Consider the following 20628-nt stretch of genomic DNA (forward strand, 5'->3'; position numbering starts at 1 on the left):
AATTATTTATTAATGAACAAATTAACACTAATAGTGCTCTTTATAATCTCTTATGGATATTCACAAGATGATACAGAAAAGCAAGAGTTGAAAACTGATAATTATACAACGGTAAACTCCAAGTACTTTAATAATCTATACTGTATAAACGACTCTTTATTTCGATCAGAGCAACCTAGTAAAATGGGTTTTAAAGAATTAGAAAATTCTGGAGTTAAAACAATTATAAACTTAAGGCGTTTGCGCAACGACATAAAAAAGGCACAAAACACAGATTTACAATTAGAGCATATACCCTTAGCTACTAAATTTATTCAAGAAGAAGATGTAATAGAAGTTTTACAACGCGTGCAAAATGCAGAAAAACCAGTATTAATACATTGTTGGCATGGTTCTGATAGAACAGGTGTTATGATAGCAGCTTACAGAATAATTGTAGAAAATTGGACTAAAGAAGACGCAATTAATGAATTTAAAATTAAAGAATTTGGTTATCACAAAAATAGATATCCTAATTTAGTAGAGTTATTAGAGAACCTCAATGTAGAACATATTAAAAAGGAATTAGGCATTGAATAATATTTAAATAAGAAAAAAGGGTAGTTATGTAGAGACTACCCCTTTTTTTGAATATATTATTAGTTAAATTTAGTTCTCTTTATGTTCTTCTTCTAGCAAATCATTAGATACATCTTTAGGCTTTCCTTTAGACATAAAATTAATTAAAATACCAACTAAGGTAATACATACTACCGCGAAGATGGCAATCATTACTACTCCACCTGTCCAGCTATATAAGGCTATTAAAGAATTAATCATGTTATAATCTATTATTTCTTACCGTAAAATTAACAACTTAAACTTTTACCAAGTATGATATATATCAGTATTTGATAAAAACTTCAAAATAAGGCGTTATACATAATTTAATAGTGTCAAATTTATATAAGTACCTAATTATAACTATATATAACTTTTAATAACTCTTCTTTTTGCAAAACGCCAGACTGTCTCCAAACTTGCTTACCGTTTTTAAAGAGTAACATTGTTGGTACACCTCTTACTTGGTATTTGGTTGCTAAAGGTTGATTTTTATCTACATCTATTTTAATGATAGCAACATCATCGCCTAACTCGTCTTTTACTTGTTTTAAAATAGGACTCAACATTTTGCATGGTCCGCACCAATCTGCAAAAAAATCAACTAAAACGGGTTGGTCTTTATTTATTATTTCTGAAAATTTACTCATACCTGACTTGAATTTATTTATCAAAAGAAATACTCCATATACCTCTTACTTCATTTTCGCTATAGCCAACAGCTTCATCCATTGGATATAACGTTTTAATTTTAGCTAATGTTAATTCATCTATTGTTTCATTTGGTTTGCCGTGACATTGCAGACACATTGTATTAGTCGTAATTGGGTAATAAACTTTTATATTATTATTAAATTCTTTTACAAGTGGCTTAGGTTCTTCATTGTTTGCAATAGCTGTTTTAAAGTTGTTAATATAAATTAACTCTTCAGAATTAGCTGTGTTTTGTTGATTTCTTGGCTTGTCTGTAACACGCTTAATTTTGGCATTATGTACAACCGCCATACTATCTGTTAAAGGATATGCTTGCGCGTTACAAAACTTTAAAGCTTCTAAAACACCTTTTTGCTGAATGGTTCCCATTAAGTTTTTACCTAAAACCGCTTTTGTTGTTAGTGCATATTTTAATCCACGTTCGCCATATGGTAATTCTTCAAAATTTACTTCTGCTTGTTGTTTATTCTTTCCATGCTGCATGGCTTTACCATTTCTTGTTCCCTTTTGATTTCCCATTTCTTCATTGTAATGGGCTTCAAACCAATCGGGTTGTTCAATTTCAAAATCGTACAAATACTCTGAAATTTGTTCTATTGTTTTCTCAGGATACGCCTGTTTTGGCATAACACCAAATCGTTTTATAGCACCTAACATTTTGGCATCTTTAGCATTAGGATTTTTAATCCAAGCTTGCATCGCAGAGATAAACTCTTCTTTTGTGGTTCCACTATCTATATAATGCCTTTTTATAGCAATCATTGGTGGACCAATTCTATTATTTTCAGCTGCTGTGGGACTATGACAAATATTGCAATTAGTCTCCATAAGTTTTTTACCAGGATGTTCCTTTGTAGCGGCAACCGCTTTGTTAGCTTTACTGTAAGGGTCGTTTTTATTAGAAGAATTACAACTCACTAAAAACAAGACCAATACAACGAATCCTAATATGTTTTTCATTCTAAATCAGTTTTACTAAAAATAATAATTTAGATGGTGTTGTTACGTAACTTTTGTTACAATAATAGTTAAAATCTCATGTGTAATATTTAACTCAATTCAATCTAAGAAACCGTATTTTTACATTCAATTATGGATTCACTCACACAAATTGTTTTAGGTGCAGCCGTTGGCGAAGCTGTTTTAGGAAAAAAAGTAGGTAACAAAGCGCTTTTGTATGGAGCTATCGCTGGCACCATTCCAGATTTAGATGTATTAGCTTCGCACTTTACAGATACGGTTTCTGCATTAGCTATGCATCGTGGCTTTACACACTCTATTCTATTCTCAATACTCTTTGCGCCTATTTTTGGTTGGATGGTTTCTAAATACGAGAAATACAAAGGTTTTAAAGGTTGGGCTTGGCTGTTTTTCTGGGCATTTATTACACACCCTATCTTAGATGCACATACCACATGGGGAACGCAATTATTTTGGCCTTTAGATATGAGATTGGCTTTTAAAACTATTTTTGTAATAGACCCATTGTATACCTTGCCGTTTTTAATATGCGTTATTTTAGTACTATTTCAAAAGCGAACGTCTAAAAAAAGGCGCGTATACAATACTATAGGTCTTGCGATAAGCTCAACTTATTTAGCACTTACATTTCTGTTTAAAAGTTTAGCGTTTACAAAATTTAAAGACGCCTTAAAACTTCAAAATATAACTTATCAACAATTAGACACCAGACCTTCTGCCTTAAACACAATACTTTGGAATGCTAACATAGATACTAAAGACCATTATCTTATTGCAGATTATTCCTTTTTTGATACCCAAGCTATTTCATTTCAAACCTATGCTAAAAATCATCATTTATTAGGCAATCTTATTGAAAATGAGAAGGTAAAACGAATGATTGCCATCTCTGAAGGTTGGTACACCATTAATCAAATAGACGATAAATTATACTACAACGATTTACGTTTTGGTTTAATAAATTTAAAACCCAATTCTCAAGATTTTGTGTTTAAATATTTAATCGATGTTGATGCTACGGGCAACGTTAATTTTGTTGAACAAGAGAAAAACCAATTCGACGGAAAAGCATTATTATTGAGTTTATGGCAACGTATAAAAGGGAATTAATGCCATTTTAGTTGCTTCCGTTCTTGCCAATATTTATTGCTAGAAATTCTAAAAGCACTTAATTGTTCTAACTCAGAAGTGGTTAAAGAGAACTCAACTACTTTTAAATTAGCATCTAAATGATGGCTATTATTTACACCACTTAAAACTATAGCTTCAGGAAAAACAGATGCACAATAATTTAAAGCAATAGCATCTGCACCAACTTTATATTTATCAGCCAATTGACTTATAAATGTATAAAGGTTTTTATAGTTGAAATAATTTGAATTCGGGATTAATCGTCCATTGGCCAAAGCTTCTTTAATAATAAACGACCCAGACAATTTTTGTAATTTGTTTTTATATTGTGCAATACTTTGGTCTAAAATATTAAAGGTACTTTGATACGATTGAAATAACGGTTCATTCTCAACTTCAACCGTCAAAGCTTTCTCTAAAATTTCAGTTTGATTATGACCTGTAGTAGATAAACCTATGGTAATATGATGTGATTTTTTTATGTGGTGTAAGCGTTTTAGTACGTCTAAATTATCTAAAACACCAGTGTCTAAAGTGGCAGAATGTATTTGATAGAGCGCCAAATTAGGTAACAACAATTTAGATTTTTCCCACTGCTCATTTAGTTTTTTAAGCGAATGCTCTTTAACTTCATGTACTGTTGCATCTGGTTTAAAATTGGCAACATAAGTATAACCCCATTTTGTAGAGACTTTAATAGTTGGGTCGTTTTTTTGCTTTAACCAACCAATTAATAATTCTTCTGCCAAACCATAACCAGGTGACGTATCAAAAAAACGAACACCTTTATTGTAAGCCTCATCTAAAACTTTTACGCCTTCGGTTTTAAATGCTAATAAGTTAAACGGTGTCTCATCAGCATTTTCCTTAATATTAATGTAAACTGGTCTGCCAATTGCAGCTGTTCCTAGGCCTAAATATTTTAGTTTCAATACGTCTTAAAAGTTTTAAAATAGTTTATTCTTAAATATAAGACTCTTCAAATCTTAGGTAATGGCATGTGTAGCCATTTGGATTTTTTTCTAAATAATCTTGATGATACTCTTCTGCCTTCCAAAATGGTGCAAAAGGTTCTAACGTTGTAACCACTTTAGAATCCCATTTACCAGAAGCATCTACAACAGCTATCATTTCTTCTGCAATTTGCTTCTCTTCATCATTTTGATAAAAAATAGCAGAACGATAACTAGACCCTTTATCATTGCCCTGTTGGTCTACTGTTGTAGGATTATGCATTCTAAAAAAGTAGTCTAAAATTGCTTTAAAAGAGGTTACATTTGGATCGTAAGTTAATTCTAATCCTTCAGCATGACCTGGATGATGTTTATAAGTTGGGTTCTCATTTTCGCCACCTTGGTAGCCTACTTCTGTATCTATAATTCCGGGACGTGTTCTAAACAAATCTTCCATTCCCCAAAAACAACCGCCTGCAATGTATGCTTTTTTATATTCTGACATTCTTCTTTTTATTTTTCAATTAAATTTACACTAAACTTAGTCTCTATTATTGAAATAAATTACACTAATTTGGTAAAAATCTTTCTTTTTTTAAGAACTGCAAGATAACATAGAACACCCTACTTTATCTCTTGCCCATTCTGGGCGTTTTGCAAACCATTTTTCTGAATTTGGCTGCTCATCATACGGTTTTTTTAATAGCTTGAAAAATTCATCTATTAAGTCATAATTCCCTTTATCTGCATCATCAATAGCCAATTGTGCCATATAATTTCGAAGCACATATTTAGGGTTTACCTTATTCATTTCAGATTTTCTTTCAGCATCAGATAAGGTTTCAAGCGTTAACCGCTCTTCATAGGTTTTAAACCAAGAGGACCATTGTAGTTTAATTTCGCCTGAAATCTCTTCTGGTTTATAAAAGGCATTTTCAATTGTAGCGTACCAATTTTCAGTATTTTCTTTTTCTAAGTTGGCTAAATTCCTGAAGAAGATAGTCATATCGGTTTCCGAAAGTTGTAACACGTTTTCTAAGGCTTCAATAAGTTGAATATCATTTCGGTCTGCCACTTTTAACCCTAATTTTGAACGCATCATTTGTTGAAGTTCTAGCTGCACTTCAATTTGATAATTATTAAGAATTTCCTCTAGAGGTTCTGCTTCTTCTACCAATGGATATAGGGCGTTGGCGAGTTGAATTAAATTCCAAAGTACAATATGTGGCTGAGTACCAAAGCGATATCTTTTGTGTGTATTATCTGTGGTATTTGGTGTCCAACCTTGGTCGTAACCTTCTAACCAACCATATGGCCCATAATCTATGGTTAATCCGAGTATAGACATGTTATCCGTGTTCATTACACCATGCACAAAACCTACACGTTGCCAATGTACAACCATGTCTAAACTGCGTTTTGTAACTGCTTTTAAAAAAGCGATATAGGTATCTTTAGACGGTTCTCCTAATTCTGAATAATGGTTTCTAATCGTATAATCCACAAGGGTTTTCAGGGTTTTAGCATCGCCTTTTGAAGCAAAAATCTCGTAGCTCCCAAATCTTAAAAACGATTCTGCAACTCTACTTACAATAGCACCTTTTTCGTAAGCCGCATTGCCATTATACATAACATCTCGTAGGACATCATCGCCAGATAAACTTAAGGATAATGCTCTTGTGGTTGGCACTCCTAAATGAAACATGGCTTCGCTACAAAGGTATTCTCTAATTGAGGACCTTAAAACCGCCAAACCATCTGCTGAGCGCGAATATGGTGTTTCGCCAGCACCTTTTAATTGCAACGCCCAATGTTTATTATTGTGCTCTATTTCCGTTAAATTTATAGCGCGACCATCGCCTAACTGCCCTGCCCAATTACCAAATTGATGACCTGCATAACACATGGCATACGGTTTAGTATTTGGTATAACCTCAGCACCTGTAACCACGTTTAAGAATTCTTCAGTTTTACTAACAGCTTCCGTTAGACCTAAATTTTCTAACATTTCTGGCGAAACATGAATTAACGACGGCTTACTAGGAATTTTTGGTGTTACATAAGAAAAACAAGCTTCCTTAACCTGTCTTCTAGAATTCTCTAGAATTTTATCTGCAGGAAGTTCTTGGTTAAACCTATCTTTTATGTTGAATTGAATTGCCATATTATAAGTAAACCTTATTCTGAAATTTGTTCTTCCGTTTGAAGCACCATAGATTCTGAATTGATGCAATACCTCAAACCGCTAGGTTCTGGTCCATCTGGAAACACATGGCCTTGGTGCGCATCGCAAGTATTACATTGTACTTCTACTCTAACCATACCAAAGCTTGTATCTCTTATATATTTTATAGCGTTTTCTTTAATAGGTTGTGAAAAACTTGGCCAACCTGTACCAGAATTAAATTTAATTGTAGAATCAAACAATGGTGTATTGCAACAAACGCAGTTGTATTTACCAGCTTCATAGGTTGTACACAATCCTCCTGAATGCGGTGCTTCTGTACCTGCTTTTCTGGTAATTCTAAATTGTTCTGGTGTTAAAATTGCTTTCCATTCTTCTTCTGTTTTTTCAACTCTTCGGTCTGGTTTTGGGTTTCCATTTACTGAAAAATTGATAATATCTTTCCAAGTTAACATAGCTTTTTTTTTATGGTTTAGACGTTAATTTACCTTATAAATTACGTCTCATTACAAAGGTATTAAACAAAAATTAATTAATCGTTTTAGTTATTAAAGCGACAAAAAACATATGATATAATTGGTACAAAAAAAAGAGAGCTAATTAGCTCTCTTTCCTTATTAAACATTGAACTCACTTAAAACGCCTTAAATGAAATAGTTACCGATAATTCACTTAACGTGTTTTATAAAAGTAGTAGTTATAAATCTCAGTTAGGGCATAAGAAAATACTCTACTTTAAAAAACACTTACATTGGATGGGTTGTTAATAGGGATCCAATGTTGTAAGTGATTGCTATTTTATTCTGAACGTATCCTTAATTAATATTATTAAGGCGTTTATTCAGCAAGTTTCAACATATTGCTATTAATACAATTATCTATGTTTTGACAAAATTTTTTTGCCAAGGTTTTATCTTTAAAAATTCCGAATGTTGTATTTGGATCATATAGTTTTTTATAATAAGCGATTAATAATTTTATTCCCATTGTGTCTATTAAATACGATTCTGACACTTTTACATTTGTTAACTTTGGATTTCTCGCTAATAACTTTACTATAGATATAGTGAACGAACCACATGTCTTAGACAAATCAATTAAAAATGGTTTAGAGTTTCCGTCACATAATGTAAGAATAGCATCAACGTAAGCTTTTCCATTTTTTATATCTAGTTTTAAATTTGGATCATCATTACTAAAATCACAATAGAGTATATCAGTGTCATCTGTCCAAAATATAGCGTTATTAAATCCTATTACTTTGCTCATGAGAATGCTTGTTGGCTAACTGTATTAAAAATTTTAAAATCATTTTTACAAAACTCATGTGCTGTATTAAAATCTGTATAAATTTTATTTGGGACAACTTGTTTTACAAGAATGTTATTTAGAGATAATACTAACTTTAATTTTAAAGAATCGACTAAGAATATTCTTGAGAGGACTAGTTTTTTTATTACTGCACTTTTAGATATAATTCTAAAGATTCTTAAAGCATTTTTACGATTAAGCGATTCTAAGTTAACTATTATAGGCATGTAGGTACCATTAGATATTAGTGGTAAAATATCACAAAATAGTTCTTCTATAATTGCTGAATCGAATGTTTTAAAGAAAACCGTATTTAAATCGCAATGGATTGTGTTTTGGTCTACCCAAAATTTAATTCCATCAAATTCAATTACGTTTTTCATAATTATCTCATTTGCAAAACTAAATACCAATTGGTGTGCCAAATATTAAAAAAAAATCAAAATTAATTTATAAATAACTAATTATCAGTTAATTAAATATTTTTTTAGTAAAAATCACCAAAAACAAAAGTCACGGAATACCGTGACTTTTGTTATAAAATTTATAAGATTAACGAAATGCCGTTACTTAGCTATGGGCTTTTTTATACCTAATTTAGACATACGGTCTCTCAATGTACTAGGTTTTAGTTTTAGAAGTGCTGCTGCGCCATTATCTCCTGTTATTTTCCAATTACATTGTTCTAACACCATCAATATATGCGTTTTTTGAGCTGCATCTAAAGAATAGTCTTTATTATGTATAGATTTTACCTTTTGGCTTGCCGATTCAAAGCCAGGAATTAATAAAGTCTCATCTGCAGAAAGAATAGATGCACGTTCTATAAGGTTTTCTAATTCTCTAATATTACCTGGCCAATCATAGCTTCTAAGTTTAGTCATAGCTTCATCGGAAATATACTTTATGTTTTTACCATATGCTTTGTTAAACTTTTCTACAAAATGTTCTACCAAATAAGGAATATCTTCTTTTCTTTCTTTAAGTGATGGGATATTAATAGGAAATACATTGAGTCTAAAATACAAATCCTCTCTAAATTTCTTTTTTTGTACTTCTTCTTTCAAGTCTCTATTAGTTGCTGCAATAACCCTAACATTCAATTTTTTTATTTCAGAACCTCCTACCACTTCTATTTCGCCTTCTTGTAAGAATCTTAATATTTTTGGTTGCATATCTAATGGCAATTCTCCTATTTCATCTAAAAACAAGGTGCCGTTATCCGCTAATTCAAACTTTCCTACTTTATCTCCAAAAGCACCTGTAAAAGATCCTTTTTTATGACCGAACAATTCACTTTCAAAAAGTTCTCTTGGTATTGCAGAACAGTTTACCTTAATTAACGGTTTATTATTTCGTTTACTTATATTATGTATAGCTCTTGCCAATAATTCTTTTCCTGTGCCAGATTCTCCAAGAAGTAAAACTGTTGCGTCCGTGGGTGCTACTTTTTCTATTTCACTTAAAACGTTTGCAAATACTTCGCTTCCGTACACCATTTCTTCATAATTAAAAACTAGGTCTAATTCATTTCTAAGATAAACGTTTTCTTGTTGAAGTTTGTTTTTCAAAGTGTTTAACTCATTATTAGCCTTTAAGAGTTTTTCATTAGCACTAACAAGTTTATTTTCTGCAAGTTTTCTTTCTGAACTTTCTACCATTAACGAAACAATATTAGCGATAGAAGACGCAAATTCTTGCTCTTCTGCTGTCCATTCTCTTAAAAAGTCTCCTTTATGCTCAAAACAGACAATGCCGTAATATCTATTAGAACTTTGCACAAAAACATCTAACAATGACCTAATATTATTTGGTATTAAGTAATTATCGTTAAATAATTTGGTTATTAAGTTATCTTGAGCATCGTTAACACGAACAGATTGATACAGTTTTAATGCTTCAAAATAATAAGGATTATCTGCATAATTTATTATATAATTGGGATTTATAAACCCTTTATTTAAATCGTAGAAATATTCTGATTTTAAGATGCTCATATCTTTATTAAAGCTCCAAATACCAACTCTACATACTTTTAATGTCTCTGCTGCTAATTGCGCTATTCTCTTTAATGAAGAGTGAATATCTTTACCTACCAACTGTGCTAATTCTAAAATTACGTTTTTCTTTTGGTTAGATTTTTTCTCTTTCTCTATGAGTATTTGTTTTGCTTTTTCTTCTTCTGATATATCCTTTACCGTAGCATATACTGCTATAACCTCATTATCATTATTTTTAATGGTACCCGAATTAAAGGAAGCTTTAATTATCTCTCCATTTTTTCTTTTGATATCAAAACATATTTCTTTTCTTTCTTTTTGTGCAACAGAATTCTGTATTGCTAAGACTTTTTTATAATCTTCTTTTTTCCAAAATGAAAAAGGTTGACTTTGTGCTAAAAGTTCGTTTCTATCATAGCCTGTAATCTTACAAAAGGAATCATTTACCAATATTATTTTGGTATCTACATTAACAATTATTAAACCCTCTTGCATAGACATAATTAACTTGTCATTAAACTCTTTAGACAATTTTAATTCTATCTCAGCTTTTCTTCTTTCTGTAATGTCTTGTATAGTACCAAAAAAAGCTATGACATTTCCTTGATCGTCATTTATCCTAGATACCATAATTTGCACAGGAAAACGTTCTCCATTTTTTCGCTTATATATATTCTCGAAATTAGGATTATTATTGGTTTCAATTAATAATTTGTAACGCTCATTGTTTTTAGATGCCATTTCTGGTGCCGCGAAAGGATATGGTCTTTTTGCTCCTAATAATTCTTCTTTTGAGAAGCCTGTCATTTTACAAAATGCCGGATTTACTCTAATAATTTCAGACTCCAAATTAATAACATACAAGCCTTCTTGCATAGATTCTAAAAGACCAGAAGAAAATTCTTTTTCTTTTTTAATAGATTGAAGATTTTTTTGACGTTCTGTTACATCTCTTATAATACTAACTACTCTACCATCTTGCTGTATTTGCGCAGAAATCTCACCTTCAATTATTTGGCCGTTTTTAGCTACTAATTGCCTCTGAAAAACCTCAGAATTACCCAGACGTATGCGTTGAATAATATTTTCATCTCTAACTTTATTTACCAAAAAATCTTGAATTTTTAGCTGTGTAAATTCCTCTTTGGTATAGCCTAACATTATATATGAGGCTTTGTTAAAATCGTAAATATTGCCGTCAAAATCATAAGTAATAATAGCATCACTAGCTTGGTTAACTAACAATTTATAAGATTGATCTTTTTTCTTAATTTCTTCAGTAATAATAGTTTTTTCAATTGCAATTACTGCTAAACTTACGGCAAAATCTAAATCTCTAATATGATCATCGGTAGGCGTATTAATTTCATTGCTATAAATGGCGAACGTACCTAAAAGATCATTGTTTTTTGAGAGTATAGGTACAGACCAACACGACTTTAAATTGTGAGACAAGGCTAACGCTCTATCAAAATCCCATAAAGTATCTGTACTAATATCTGATACTATTACCGTTTTTTTATTATATGCCGCAGTGCCACAAGAGCCTCTTTGGTCTTCAATTTCAAATCTTTTTAAGGCTTCATTATACGCTTTTGGCAAACTGGGTGCTGCGCTTAATTCTAAGTGAGTTCCTTCCTTACACACTAAACTTATAGATCCATAATATCCACTATTTTCCCTTTCATAATTGAGAATTAATTGCTCAAAGATTTTTTCTATTGCTATGTTAGAGGCAAATAACTCTAGTACTTCGTTTTTATCTATTAATGATTTTTCAATTTTTTTTCGTTCTACTATCTCTTTTTCTAAATCTATATTTTTTTGCTCTAGTTTACTTATAAGCCTTTTACTGTAAAATTTTAAAACTTCTTTTTCAGAAAAATCCTTATTTTGATATTCTATTGGGTCTTTTTCAATGGTATGCTGCTTTAAAATTTTATTGATTATCGTTACGATTTTGTCGTAATCCATTGGTTTTCGTAGAAATTTTGCAGCTCCTAATTTTAAGGCTAGTTCTTCATCTAACTTTTCGGTGTAGGTAGATGTATAAAATACAAATGGAATATTTTTTAAATTGTCTTGTTTTTTACATTCTTGGCAAAACATATAACCGTCCATTACTGGCATTAATATATCTGAAATAATGAGGTCTACTTTATGTTTAGACAATTGATCTAGCCCTTCTTTACCATTATAAGCCTCTATTACCTCAAAACCTCCTTTTTCTAAAATTACTTTTAGTAAATAGAGATTTTCATATATGTCATCTACTATTAAAATAGTACCCATACTACTATAATTGATTTGATTTATAGATTTTTTGCATTTCTGCTATAAATGTTTCTGTATTTATTGGTTTCTCAATATAACCATCTGCACCTGCTTTTATAGCTTTTTCTCTATCGCCTTGCATTGCATAAGATGTAACGGCAATTATTGTTGTAGATTTTGGTATATCTGTTTGTCTAAGTTGTAAACAAATCTCATAACCATCCATATCTGGTAACTGAATGTCTACTAAGATAATTTCTGGTTGATAACTAGTTGCTAAATTTAGTCCGTCTTTACCATTATATGCCTTAATAACTTCAAATTTTTCTTTTGTTAAAAGATAAGACAACATATACATATTTTGTTCATTATCTTCTATTATTAAAATAGATGGTTTCATTTTTACTGAATATTTAATCCCAATTTGTTGTACTCAAATTCCCTCTGTTTTTTATATTATTAATAGCAATTAATTAACTTTATTTTGCGGTATTGTAAATGTAAAATTACTTCCCTTACCAATTTCACTTTCTACACGTATTGTGCCGCCTAGCTTTTCTATTAAGCTTTTACTAATGGTTAATCCCAAACCTGTACCTTCATGCTTTCTACTTAATCCACCTTCTATCTGAACAAATGGCTGAAATAATTTATTCATTTCTTTGGCTTTTATTCCTATACCTTGATCAATTACCTCGGTAACAACATAATCTTCTAAAATATAAACTTTTACAATTATGGTTCCTTTTTCTGAAAACTTAATAGCATTAGTTATAAGATTTATAAGTACTTGTTCTAAGCGTCTTTCGTCACTATAGACCGTTATTTGATCATTTTTAATATCTGTTACTAACTTAAGTCCTTTCTGAGAAATTTGTGGTTCAAAAAAGGCGATTGTTTTATCTATAATCGTATGATAATTAAATGATGAAAACGTTACATTTAGTTTTCCTGCTTCAATTTTTGAAATGTCTAAAATATCATTTATTAAATCTAATAAATTTTTACTACTTCTTTTAACCATATTGAGCTGCTTTTTTTGCTCTTCATTTAATGGACCCGCCAATTCTTTTAGCAGAATACCTGTAAACCCTATTATAGAATTCATTGGTGTTCTTAACTCATGCGACATAGTTGCCAAAAATGCGGATTTCATAGCATCTGCAGATTGTGCTTTGGCTTTTTCTTTCTCTAATTCAAGAGACTGCAAATTAATGTCTTCTAATAAATTTAACAATGCTTCTTTACTATCGTTAAGTTCTTCTGTTCTTTGATTGACTAGGTTTTCTAAATTTATTTTAAAGTTTAATAGCTCGTTTTCACTAATTACTCTTTTAGTAATGTCTTGTATAGTACCAAAAGATTTAGATAAATTATTTTTTTTATCTAACAACAATTCGCAATGTTCATTGACATGTTTTATGCGGTCATTTGGCAGTAATAGCCTATAAGTTATATTGTAAGATTCTTTTTTTTCTAAAAAGCTATCAATGGCTATTTTTACCTTTTCTCTATCTTCTGGGTGAAGAATCTGGTAATAATTATCTCTTGTTACTTTAAATTTTTCTGAGTCTTTTTCAATTATTCTATACATTTCTTTGGAAAAAAAAAGGCGTTTTGTTTTTAAATTGTACTCCCAACTTCCAATACTTGCAATACGCTGCGCTCTATTTAAATCTAACTCACTTTTTTTTATCTGCTTTTCTGCTTTTTTGTGTATTAATTTTAATTCCGTTTCTTGACTCGCTAACTTCTCTGTTAAAATTTTATTATATCGTTCTGTTTGCCCAGTATACCTCCAAACTAACCAACCAACTAATAGTGCTAGTAAAATACCTATTGCAGAATAACTGAAAGCAGAATTTACCTTTCTATTTATTGGTACTACATATAATTTCCACTCACCAAATGACATTTCTATTGGTACTGCATACTCTTGATAAACTGATAATTTATTTTCTAAAAAGAATTGCTCTTCTCCTGTTTTGCTATTTACTCTTGATAATTGATAATAAAATCTATTGTCTTTTTTTTCGGCTATATTTAAGTCTTCTAGAAATGTTGACAGTTTTGTAACTATTGCAGAAAACCCAAAAAATTTATTATCAATAAAAATAGGCTGTCTGCTTATTATACCTACACCACCTTGTTTTAAATTTACTGGGCCTGCTATAAAAAAATCTTTACTTTCAATCGTTGCATAAGCACCTTGGCTTGCTGCTTTACTAGATAATATATTAAAACCTATGACATCGTTGCCTTCTAATGGATATACATGGGTTATTACACCTGTACTATCTACTAATTCTATTGCATCAAAATAGTTTTGATGGTTTAAAAAATCTTTTGCTATTTCATCAAAATCTGATGGTATACCATTACGTTCTACAATATAAGCCAAAGACTTTGTTGCAGAATAATTATACATAATTAAAGCCTGTAGTTTGTCTTTAATTATATTTATTTCATTATTTAATTCTTTGCGTTGCTCATTTTCATTGATTAAGTATTTTTGATAAGCCACATACTGAGTGATAGCCAAAAGTGCAATGATAGTTATCACAGAGATTACTAAAGGCTTCTTAAGAAAACGATAAAAGGGCGTACTTTTCATAATGCTATTAGCTTACCAATTACTTCAATAATATAACGTAATTATTGCTCATACTTTTTTCTTAAGTCTTTTATTACATTTTTTAAATCTCTCATTTTTAACTCCCTACCGATGAATAATTTATTCATCCGTTCTAGTTCTTTATTTTTAGAATCTACTTCTGAGGTTCTTATATTTACTAACTCCTCCAAATTATTTCTATAATTCTCTAATTCTAATTCTGTTATTTTATTTTCTGTATTATCAATAACTGCAAAAAGTGCATGAGTTTCTCCTGAAATTTCTATGGGTTCTACAGAGGTTAAAAGGTTAATTTTTTTACCACTGTTTAATGTTCTATTTATAGATTCGTTGTGTAAATACCCATTTTTTAAAAGCTTATCTAAAAGTCTATTTTTTTGCTGATAATAGGCATCATCTATAAGTTCTATTTGAGCGCCCTCCATTGTTTTACCAATTAAATGTTCTCTTGTTGTCTCTAAAATTTTTGCCAAAGCTTCATTAACATCGATTCTTACTTCATCTGTATTTATTATAGAATATCCTATTAGACTAGAGTGAAATACCTTTGAGAATTTTTCTTCACTTTCTTTTATACTTTTCTCTATTTCTACACGCTCTGTAACATCTTGTACCATAGACAAAAAGGACTCTATTTTGCCCTCTGCATCTAATAGCGCTGAGTTATACCACTCGCAATAAATTACTTTGTTATCTTTTGTATAATTACGGTTTATTATTCTATTAAAATTAACTTCTGCATTTTTTAATTCTAAATAATATTTATTTATTAAGGATTCATCTTCTTCATAAACAAAACGAATATCGCTAACTTTTTTACCATTAACCTCTGCCTCAGTCCATCCAAAAATTTTTGTTGCTTTTGTAGACCAACTTGTAATATGAAACTCCGTGTCCCATTCTATAATTGCTAATGGCGAATTATTTAAATGGGTAGTTAAACGCTGGTGTGCTTTTCTAATTTCTTCTTCAACTTTTTTGCGCTCGGTAATATCTCTTAGCACACCAACAATTAATTTGTTACTGTCATTGTCTATATATCTTGTTTTTTTAACAGAAAATGTTCGAGTTGGTTTATTATTTAAACTTACTGTTTCTTCATTAACTACCTCCTCGCCTGTTTGTAGGATGTGATTTTCTATTTTAAGCAATGTTTCGTATTCTTTTGCTGGTATTTTTTCACCTAAAGTTTTACCTATTATTTGTTCTCTTTGTAAGCCAAACGTATTGCAAAGTGCATCATTAACTAAAATTAACTTACTTTGGTTATCTTTTACAAATACAGGATCTCCAATATTATTTAATATATCATTGAGATATTGTTTACTTTTTTGTTCTATCTCTTCTGCTTTTTTGGCATCTGTAATATTTAATATTGTGCCTATATAGCCTGAGAATTTATTGTTAGCATCATAGGTTTTAACTGCTTTGTTAGAGAACCATATCACTGTACCATTTGGTTTAAGATGCCTAAACACTGTTTTAAAATTTTCTTGGTTTTTTACGGCATTATTCCATTTATTAATTACTCGATCTCTATCTTCTGGATGAATAGCATTTGCAAAACCATATCCTAAGGCTTCATTAATTGTTTGCCCTGTTAAATGATACCATTTTTCATTTATATAGTTACAAGCTCCGTTTTTATCGGTTTGATAAATAACAATTGGCGAATTAGAAATGAGACCTTTAAATAATTTTTCATTATTTATTAATTCTATTTCTGCCACTTTCTTTTCTGTAATATCCAATACTGTACCTTGAAATTTAATTGCATTTCCTTGGTCATCTAATATTACTTCTGTTTGTGCTGTTATGTATTTTACAATATTATTTTTACATAGAATTCTAAAATCTATTGGCTTATTACTTTTATTAGTAATTCTATTTTTTGTGGTTTTATCATAGTAATCTTTATCTTCTGGATGTACGCAATTTAGTACTGTGTTATAGTTTAGGATAGTGTTTCTTTCTAACTCAAATATATCGTACATTAAATCTGACCAAAACACTTCGTCTGTTTCAATTTCCCAGCTCCAATAACCTATGTTCCCTATTCTTATGGCAGATTCAATTTTATGTTGCATATCTGCAATTTTCAACTCTGTTTCTTTTCTTTCAGTAATATCTCTTACTACTCCTATAATATATTTTTTTTCTTTACTATCTATAAATCTTGTCTTTTTGGTTATAAAAGTTCTTGTTTCTATATTATTTAGATTAAGTGTTTCCTCTTGTATATTAACTAAACCTGTTTTTAAAATATTTTGGTCATTATTTAACAATCGATTTCTAGCATCTGCAGGAAATTTTTCAGCTAAAGTTTTACCTAAAATATCTTCCTTTTTTATATTAAAAAAGGTACTTAATGCTTCATTGGCTAAAATAATTCTACTTTGGTCATCTTTTACAAAAATAGGGTCGCCTATATTATTTAATATATTCTCTAAATACCTTTCGTTTTCTTTTAATTGTTCTTCTGCTTTTTTTCTTTCTGTGATATCTAAACATATACCAACAAATCCTATAAGATTGTTATTTAAATCATATAACCCTTCTGACCTTACAGAGAGCCAATAGGTTTTATTTTTCTTTTTATTGAAGAATGTTAAATCTACATTATATTCTTTATTATTAGCAACACAATCTTGCCAATGATCTATTATGTAAGATTTATTTTCTGGGTGTAATGCATTAGACCAACCAAAGCCCATGGCTTCTTCGTAGGATATACCTGCGTAATTAATCCATTCATTATTAACAAAATTACAAGCCCCATCTTTGTCTGTTTTAAAAATTCCTACAGGTGCGTTGTTTGTTAACCCTCTAAAAAGCAATTCGCTATTAATTAATTTTTCTTCGGCTATTTTTTTATCTGTAATATCGATAGTCATACCTATGTATCCGTTTAGCCTATTGTCTGCATCAAAGGTGGCAACAGTTTTAACAGTTACCCAAATAACTTCTTTATTTTTATGTAAAAATCTAAAACTGGTTTCTAATTCTGTCTTATTAGATTCTATATAATTTTGCCATTCTTCTGCTATTCTGTTTAAATCATCTGGATGTAATGCAGTTGCCCAACCATCACCCATTGCTTCTTCATAAGTTAAACCTGCACTTTGTAACCATTGTTTATTAGCATAATTACATAAACCCTCTTTGGTAGTTTGAAATATGCCAACTGGTGCTTTAGACGTTAAACGCTTAAATAGTTTTTCACTTTTTATAAGGTTTTGTTGCGCTACTTTTATTTCTGTAACATCGAGACAAATACCTGTATACCCATATAGCTTTTTATCAGCGTTATAATTACCTACAGCCTTAACCGTCATCCATAGAATTTTTCCGTCTGGATTTAAAAATCTAAATTCTACGTTAAAATCTTTACCTGTTGGTACTATTTCCATCCAAGACTTAAACACGCGTTCTCTATCATCTGGATGTATGGCATTTGTCCACCCAAATTCCATAGCATCATTAAAAGACATACCAGCATAGATTTGCCATTGCGAATTAACATAAGAGCAACTTCCGTCTAGTTCCATTCTAAAAATACCAACTGGTGCACTAGATGTTAGTTCTCTAAATAATAATTCGCTGTTTTCTAATTTTTCTTCTGCGTGTTTACGTTCTGTAACATCTATAACCGTTCCATGAAATTTTATAGGCACACCAGAAGCATCTTCTATAACCTCCATTTGTACCATAACATATTTTACGGTGCCATTTTTTGCTAAAATTCTAAATTCAAATGGCTTGTTGCTTTTATTTTCAATACGTTGTGCACTTGTTTCATTGTAGTATTTTTTATCTTCTGGATGCACGCAATTTGAAGCTGTATTATATTCTACAACGGTATCTTTGTCTACATCATATATATTATACATAACATCTGACCAGTATACTTCGTCTGTAGACATATCCCAAGACCAATGACCAATATTACCTATTCTTATAGCAGCTTGCATTTTGTGCTGAAAATCTAATATTTTATTTTCTGAGATTTTTCTACTTGTAATGTCATTTGCAACAATACCTAATGCAATTGGTTTATTTGATTGTTCATCTCTAATTAAAAAACGAGATACCTCAACCGGAATTAATTCTTTAGTTTTAAGATTTATAAAATATGTTTCTCCTCTCCAACTTTCTTTTTTGTATACCTCAGCTAATTGCACATTTTTAACTTCTTTTTTATAATTAGATGGGTAGAAATTATAAATAGTAGCAGGCAAATTGTCTTGTTCTGTTAAACCAACTAAGGCTCTACCATTACGGTTTAAATAAAATGGTTTACCTTCTAAAGTAGCTAAACCGATAAATTGATCACTACTATTTATTAGAGAGTTTAACATTTGACCATGACCTTCTGATTTTACACGCTTTGTTATATCTCTAAAATAAATGGTTACACCATCTTTTGTTGGGTATACTCTATTTTCAAACCATTTGTCTAATTTTTCATAATAACCTTCATAAAACTGTTCTTTTTGAGACATTACTGCTTTATGATATAATTTAGAAAATGATAAGTCTTTATTATCCGGAAATACATTCCAGATTTCTTTACCTATTAGACTTTTAGGGTTCTGGTTAAGAAACTCTCCGGTTTTAACATTGGCATATGTAAATCGCCAATTTTTATCTAAGGTTACAAAACCATCTGAAATATTATTTAATGTAGTTTCTAATAAAACATTTGATTTAGCGTCAAAATCGCCTACAACTATATCTAAATCATTTTCAGTGTTTTTTATAGCCAGAATAGAAAATACATTTCTTTTAATATTTAGTTTTAAAGCATCAGAATCTTGCTCAAAATACTTTAAATAAAGATGAAGTATCACACCTGCACTTATTGCTAAAAAGGAAGTATTGGTTAGTTGATAGATTAACTGCCTTTTAAAATCTGTAGCATTATAATTAAACGATAAATTGTATAATAACGTATATCCTATTGTAGCCATTAATATGCTACTACAAAACAAAACTAGTAACGATGGTTTTTTAACAGAGTTAATTAGTTTTTGATAAAATATGATTAACAGTAATCCTGCAACCAGCAACATTATATTACATATAAAAGGTTTTAAATATATAATAAATAGACTCTTAACCTCTGTAGTACTATTTTGATTGGCAGCTGTAAAAAACACTATCAAAGACATCATAGTACTTGCTATAAAAACACCCAATAAAACTGTTTTTGTTTGTGCAATACCTTCTTTTACATAAAAAAGTAAAATAACGGTTAAAATACATACAGCTATGATTGAATTTACTGAGTATATTGATATACTATCTCCTAGATTTGTATTTAAAAGTTGCGCATTTTGCGCTTGAAAATAGAGCATAGAACCAAGGAGCATAAAAAGTGGAGTAAATCCAAATTTAGACCTTAATCTATATAGTAATAGAAATAAAAAGGTAATACCTATAAAGCCAAAAATAATTGCAAAATAAATAGTCATATAGCGGTTTAGTTAGTAAAGCAAACTAAGTTAAGGGCTTATTCGCAAAAACTATTAGGCATAATTTACGCAATAAATAAACTAATTCACAACAATTTGAATAATAAATAACAACTTCATTAACTCTGTTAATTAAAAAAATGCTTAAAATTGAATTAATTTTAAAGCTTAAAAACTAAGTTTTACGTAAAGTATGCTATTATTTAGAAGATCAAATAAATTACTTACCAATACAATATGTAATTTACCTTATATTTATTGGGGTTAGAGCATTTGGGCAACAAATAGGATACAAAAAAACACCTAAAAAGGGTAAATTAAAGGCAATCATTAATAAATTCAATTACGAATATAGCATAAAAAAACCACT

Annotated in this window: 15 protein-coding genes; 2 read left to right on the plus strand and 13 right to left on the minus strand. The window is 30.2% G+C overall.

Going from position 1 to position 20628, the window contains the following annotated elements:
- Window positions 1-12 precede the first annotated feature (12 nt).
- Window positions 13-579 (plus strand): phosphatase domain-containing putative toxin, encoded by a 567-nt coding sequence (locus GN138_RS03365; protein WP_157362120.1) that lies wholly within the window; start codon window positions 13-15, stop codon window positions 577-579.
- Between the two features lie 69 nt (window positions 580-648).
- Here GN138_RS03365 and GN138_RS16000 read toward each other — a convergent pair whose 3' ends face one another.
- From GN138_RS16000 to GN138_RS03375, 3 genes are all read right to left on the minus strand, one after another.
- Window positions 649-819: a hypothetical protein gene (locus GN138_RS16000; RefSeq protein WP_197429307.1), complete on the minus strand. Its 171-nt coding sequence runs from the start codon at window positions 817-819 to the stop codon at window positions 649-651.
- A 134-nt stretch (window positions 820-953) separates the two neighbouring features.
- Window positions 954-1250 carry a thioredoxin gene (trxA, locus tag GN138_RS03370; protein ID WP_157362122.1) on the minus strand — a complete coding sequence of 99 codons (297 nt, stop codon included), beginning with the start codon at window positions 1248-1250 and terminating at the stop codon, window positions 954-956.
- A 13-nt stretch (window positions 1251-1263) separates the two neighbouring features.
- Complete coding sequence (locus tag GN138_RS03375; RefSeq protein ID WP_157362124.1) at window positions 1264-2274, minus strand: c-type heme family protein; 1011 nt, start codon at window positions 2272-2274, stop codon at window positions 1264-1266.
- Window positions 2275-2406: 132 nt separating this feature from the next.
- Between GN138_RS03375 and GN138_RS03380 the strand changes: the two genes are divergently transcribed.
- Entirely contained in the window at window positions 2407-3405 is a 999-nt protein-coding gene (locus tag GN138_RS03380) for a metal-dependent hydrolase (RefSeq protein WP_157362126.1), read from the plus strand.
- Here GN138_RS03380 and GN138_RS03385 read toward each other — a convergent pair.
- From GN138_RS03385 to GN138_RS03445, 10 genes are all read right to left on the minus strand, one after another.
- Window positions 3402-4358, minus strand: coding sequence for an aldo/keto reductase (locus tag GN138_RS03385; RefSeq protein ID WP_157362128.1), 957 nt, complete (start codon window positions 4356-4358; stop codon window positions 3402-3404). The two genes, GN138_RS03380 and GN138_RS03385, sit on opposite strands and share 4 nt — an antisense overlap.
- Before the next feature lie 31 nt (window positions 4359-4389).
- A complete protein-coding gene (gene msrA / locus GN138_RS03390) occupies window positions 4390-4884 on the minus strand; it encodes a peptide-methionine (S)-S-oxide reductase MsrA (RefSeq protein WP_157362129.1) in 495 nt (164 codons plus the stop codon).
- A gap of 90 nt (window positions 4885-4974) precedes the next feature.
- Window positions 4975-6537, minus strand: a complete 1563-nt coding sequence (locus GN138_RS03395) for a protein adenylyltransferase SelO (protein WP_317162705.1) — start codon at window positions 6535-6537, stop codon at window positions 4975-4977.
- A 20-nt stretch (window positions 6538-6557) separates the two neighbouring features.
- A complete protein-coding gene (msrB, locus tag GN138_RS03400; RefSeq protein ID WP_157362134.1) occupies window positions 6558-7019 on the minus strand; it encodes a peptide-methionine (R)-S-oxide reductase MsrB in 462 nt (153 codons plus the stop codon).
- A gap of 382 nt (window positions 7020-7401) precedes the next feature.
- Window positions 7402-7833, minus strand: a complete 432-nt coding sequence (locus GN138_RS03405; RefSeq protein WP_157362136.1) for a DUF7793 family protein — start codon at window positions 7831-7833, stop codon at window positions 7402-7404.
- Complete coding sequence (locus GN138_RS03410; RefSeq protein ID WP_157362138.1) at window positions 7830-8258, minus strand: hypothetical protein; 429 nt, start codon at window positions 8256-8258, stop codon at window positions 7830-7832. Before GN138_RS03410 ends, GN138_RS03405 begins: the two co-directional genes overlap by 4 nt.
- Before the next feature lie 183 nt (window positions 8259-8441).
- Window positions 8442-12167, minus strand: coding sequence for a sigma 54-interacting transcriptional regulator (locus tag GN138_RS16135; protein WP_231743028.1), 3726 nt, complete (start codon window positions 12165-12167; stop codon window positions 8442-8444).
- Window positions 12168-12171: 4 nt separating this feature from the next.
- Entirely contained in the window at window positions 12172-12549 is a 378-nt protein-coding gene (locus GN138_RS03435; protein WP_157362140.1) for a response regulator, read from the minus strand.
- Window positions 12550-12618: 69 nt separating this feature from the next.
- Entirely contained in the window at window positions 12619-14763 is a 2145-nt protein-coding gene (locus GN138_RS03440; RefSeq protein ID WP_157362142.1) for a sensor histidine kinase, read from the minus strand.
- A gap of 41 nt (window positions 14764-14804) precedes the next feature.
- Window positions 14805-20258, minus strand: coding sequence for a PAS domain S-box protein (locus tag GN138_RS03445; RefSeq protein WP_157362144.1), 5454 nt, complete (start codon window positions 20256-20258; stop codon window positions 14805-14807).
- Window positions 20259-20628: the final 370 nt, after the last annotated feature.

Source organism: Winogradskyella endarachnes (assembly GCF_009741275.1).
Classification (GTDB): domain Bacteria; phylum Bacteroidota; class Bacteroidia; order Flavobacteriales; family Flavobacteriaceae; genus Winogradskyella; species Winogradskyella endarachnes.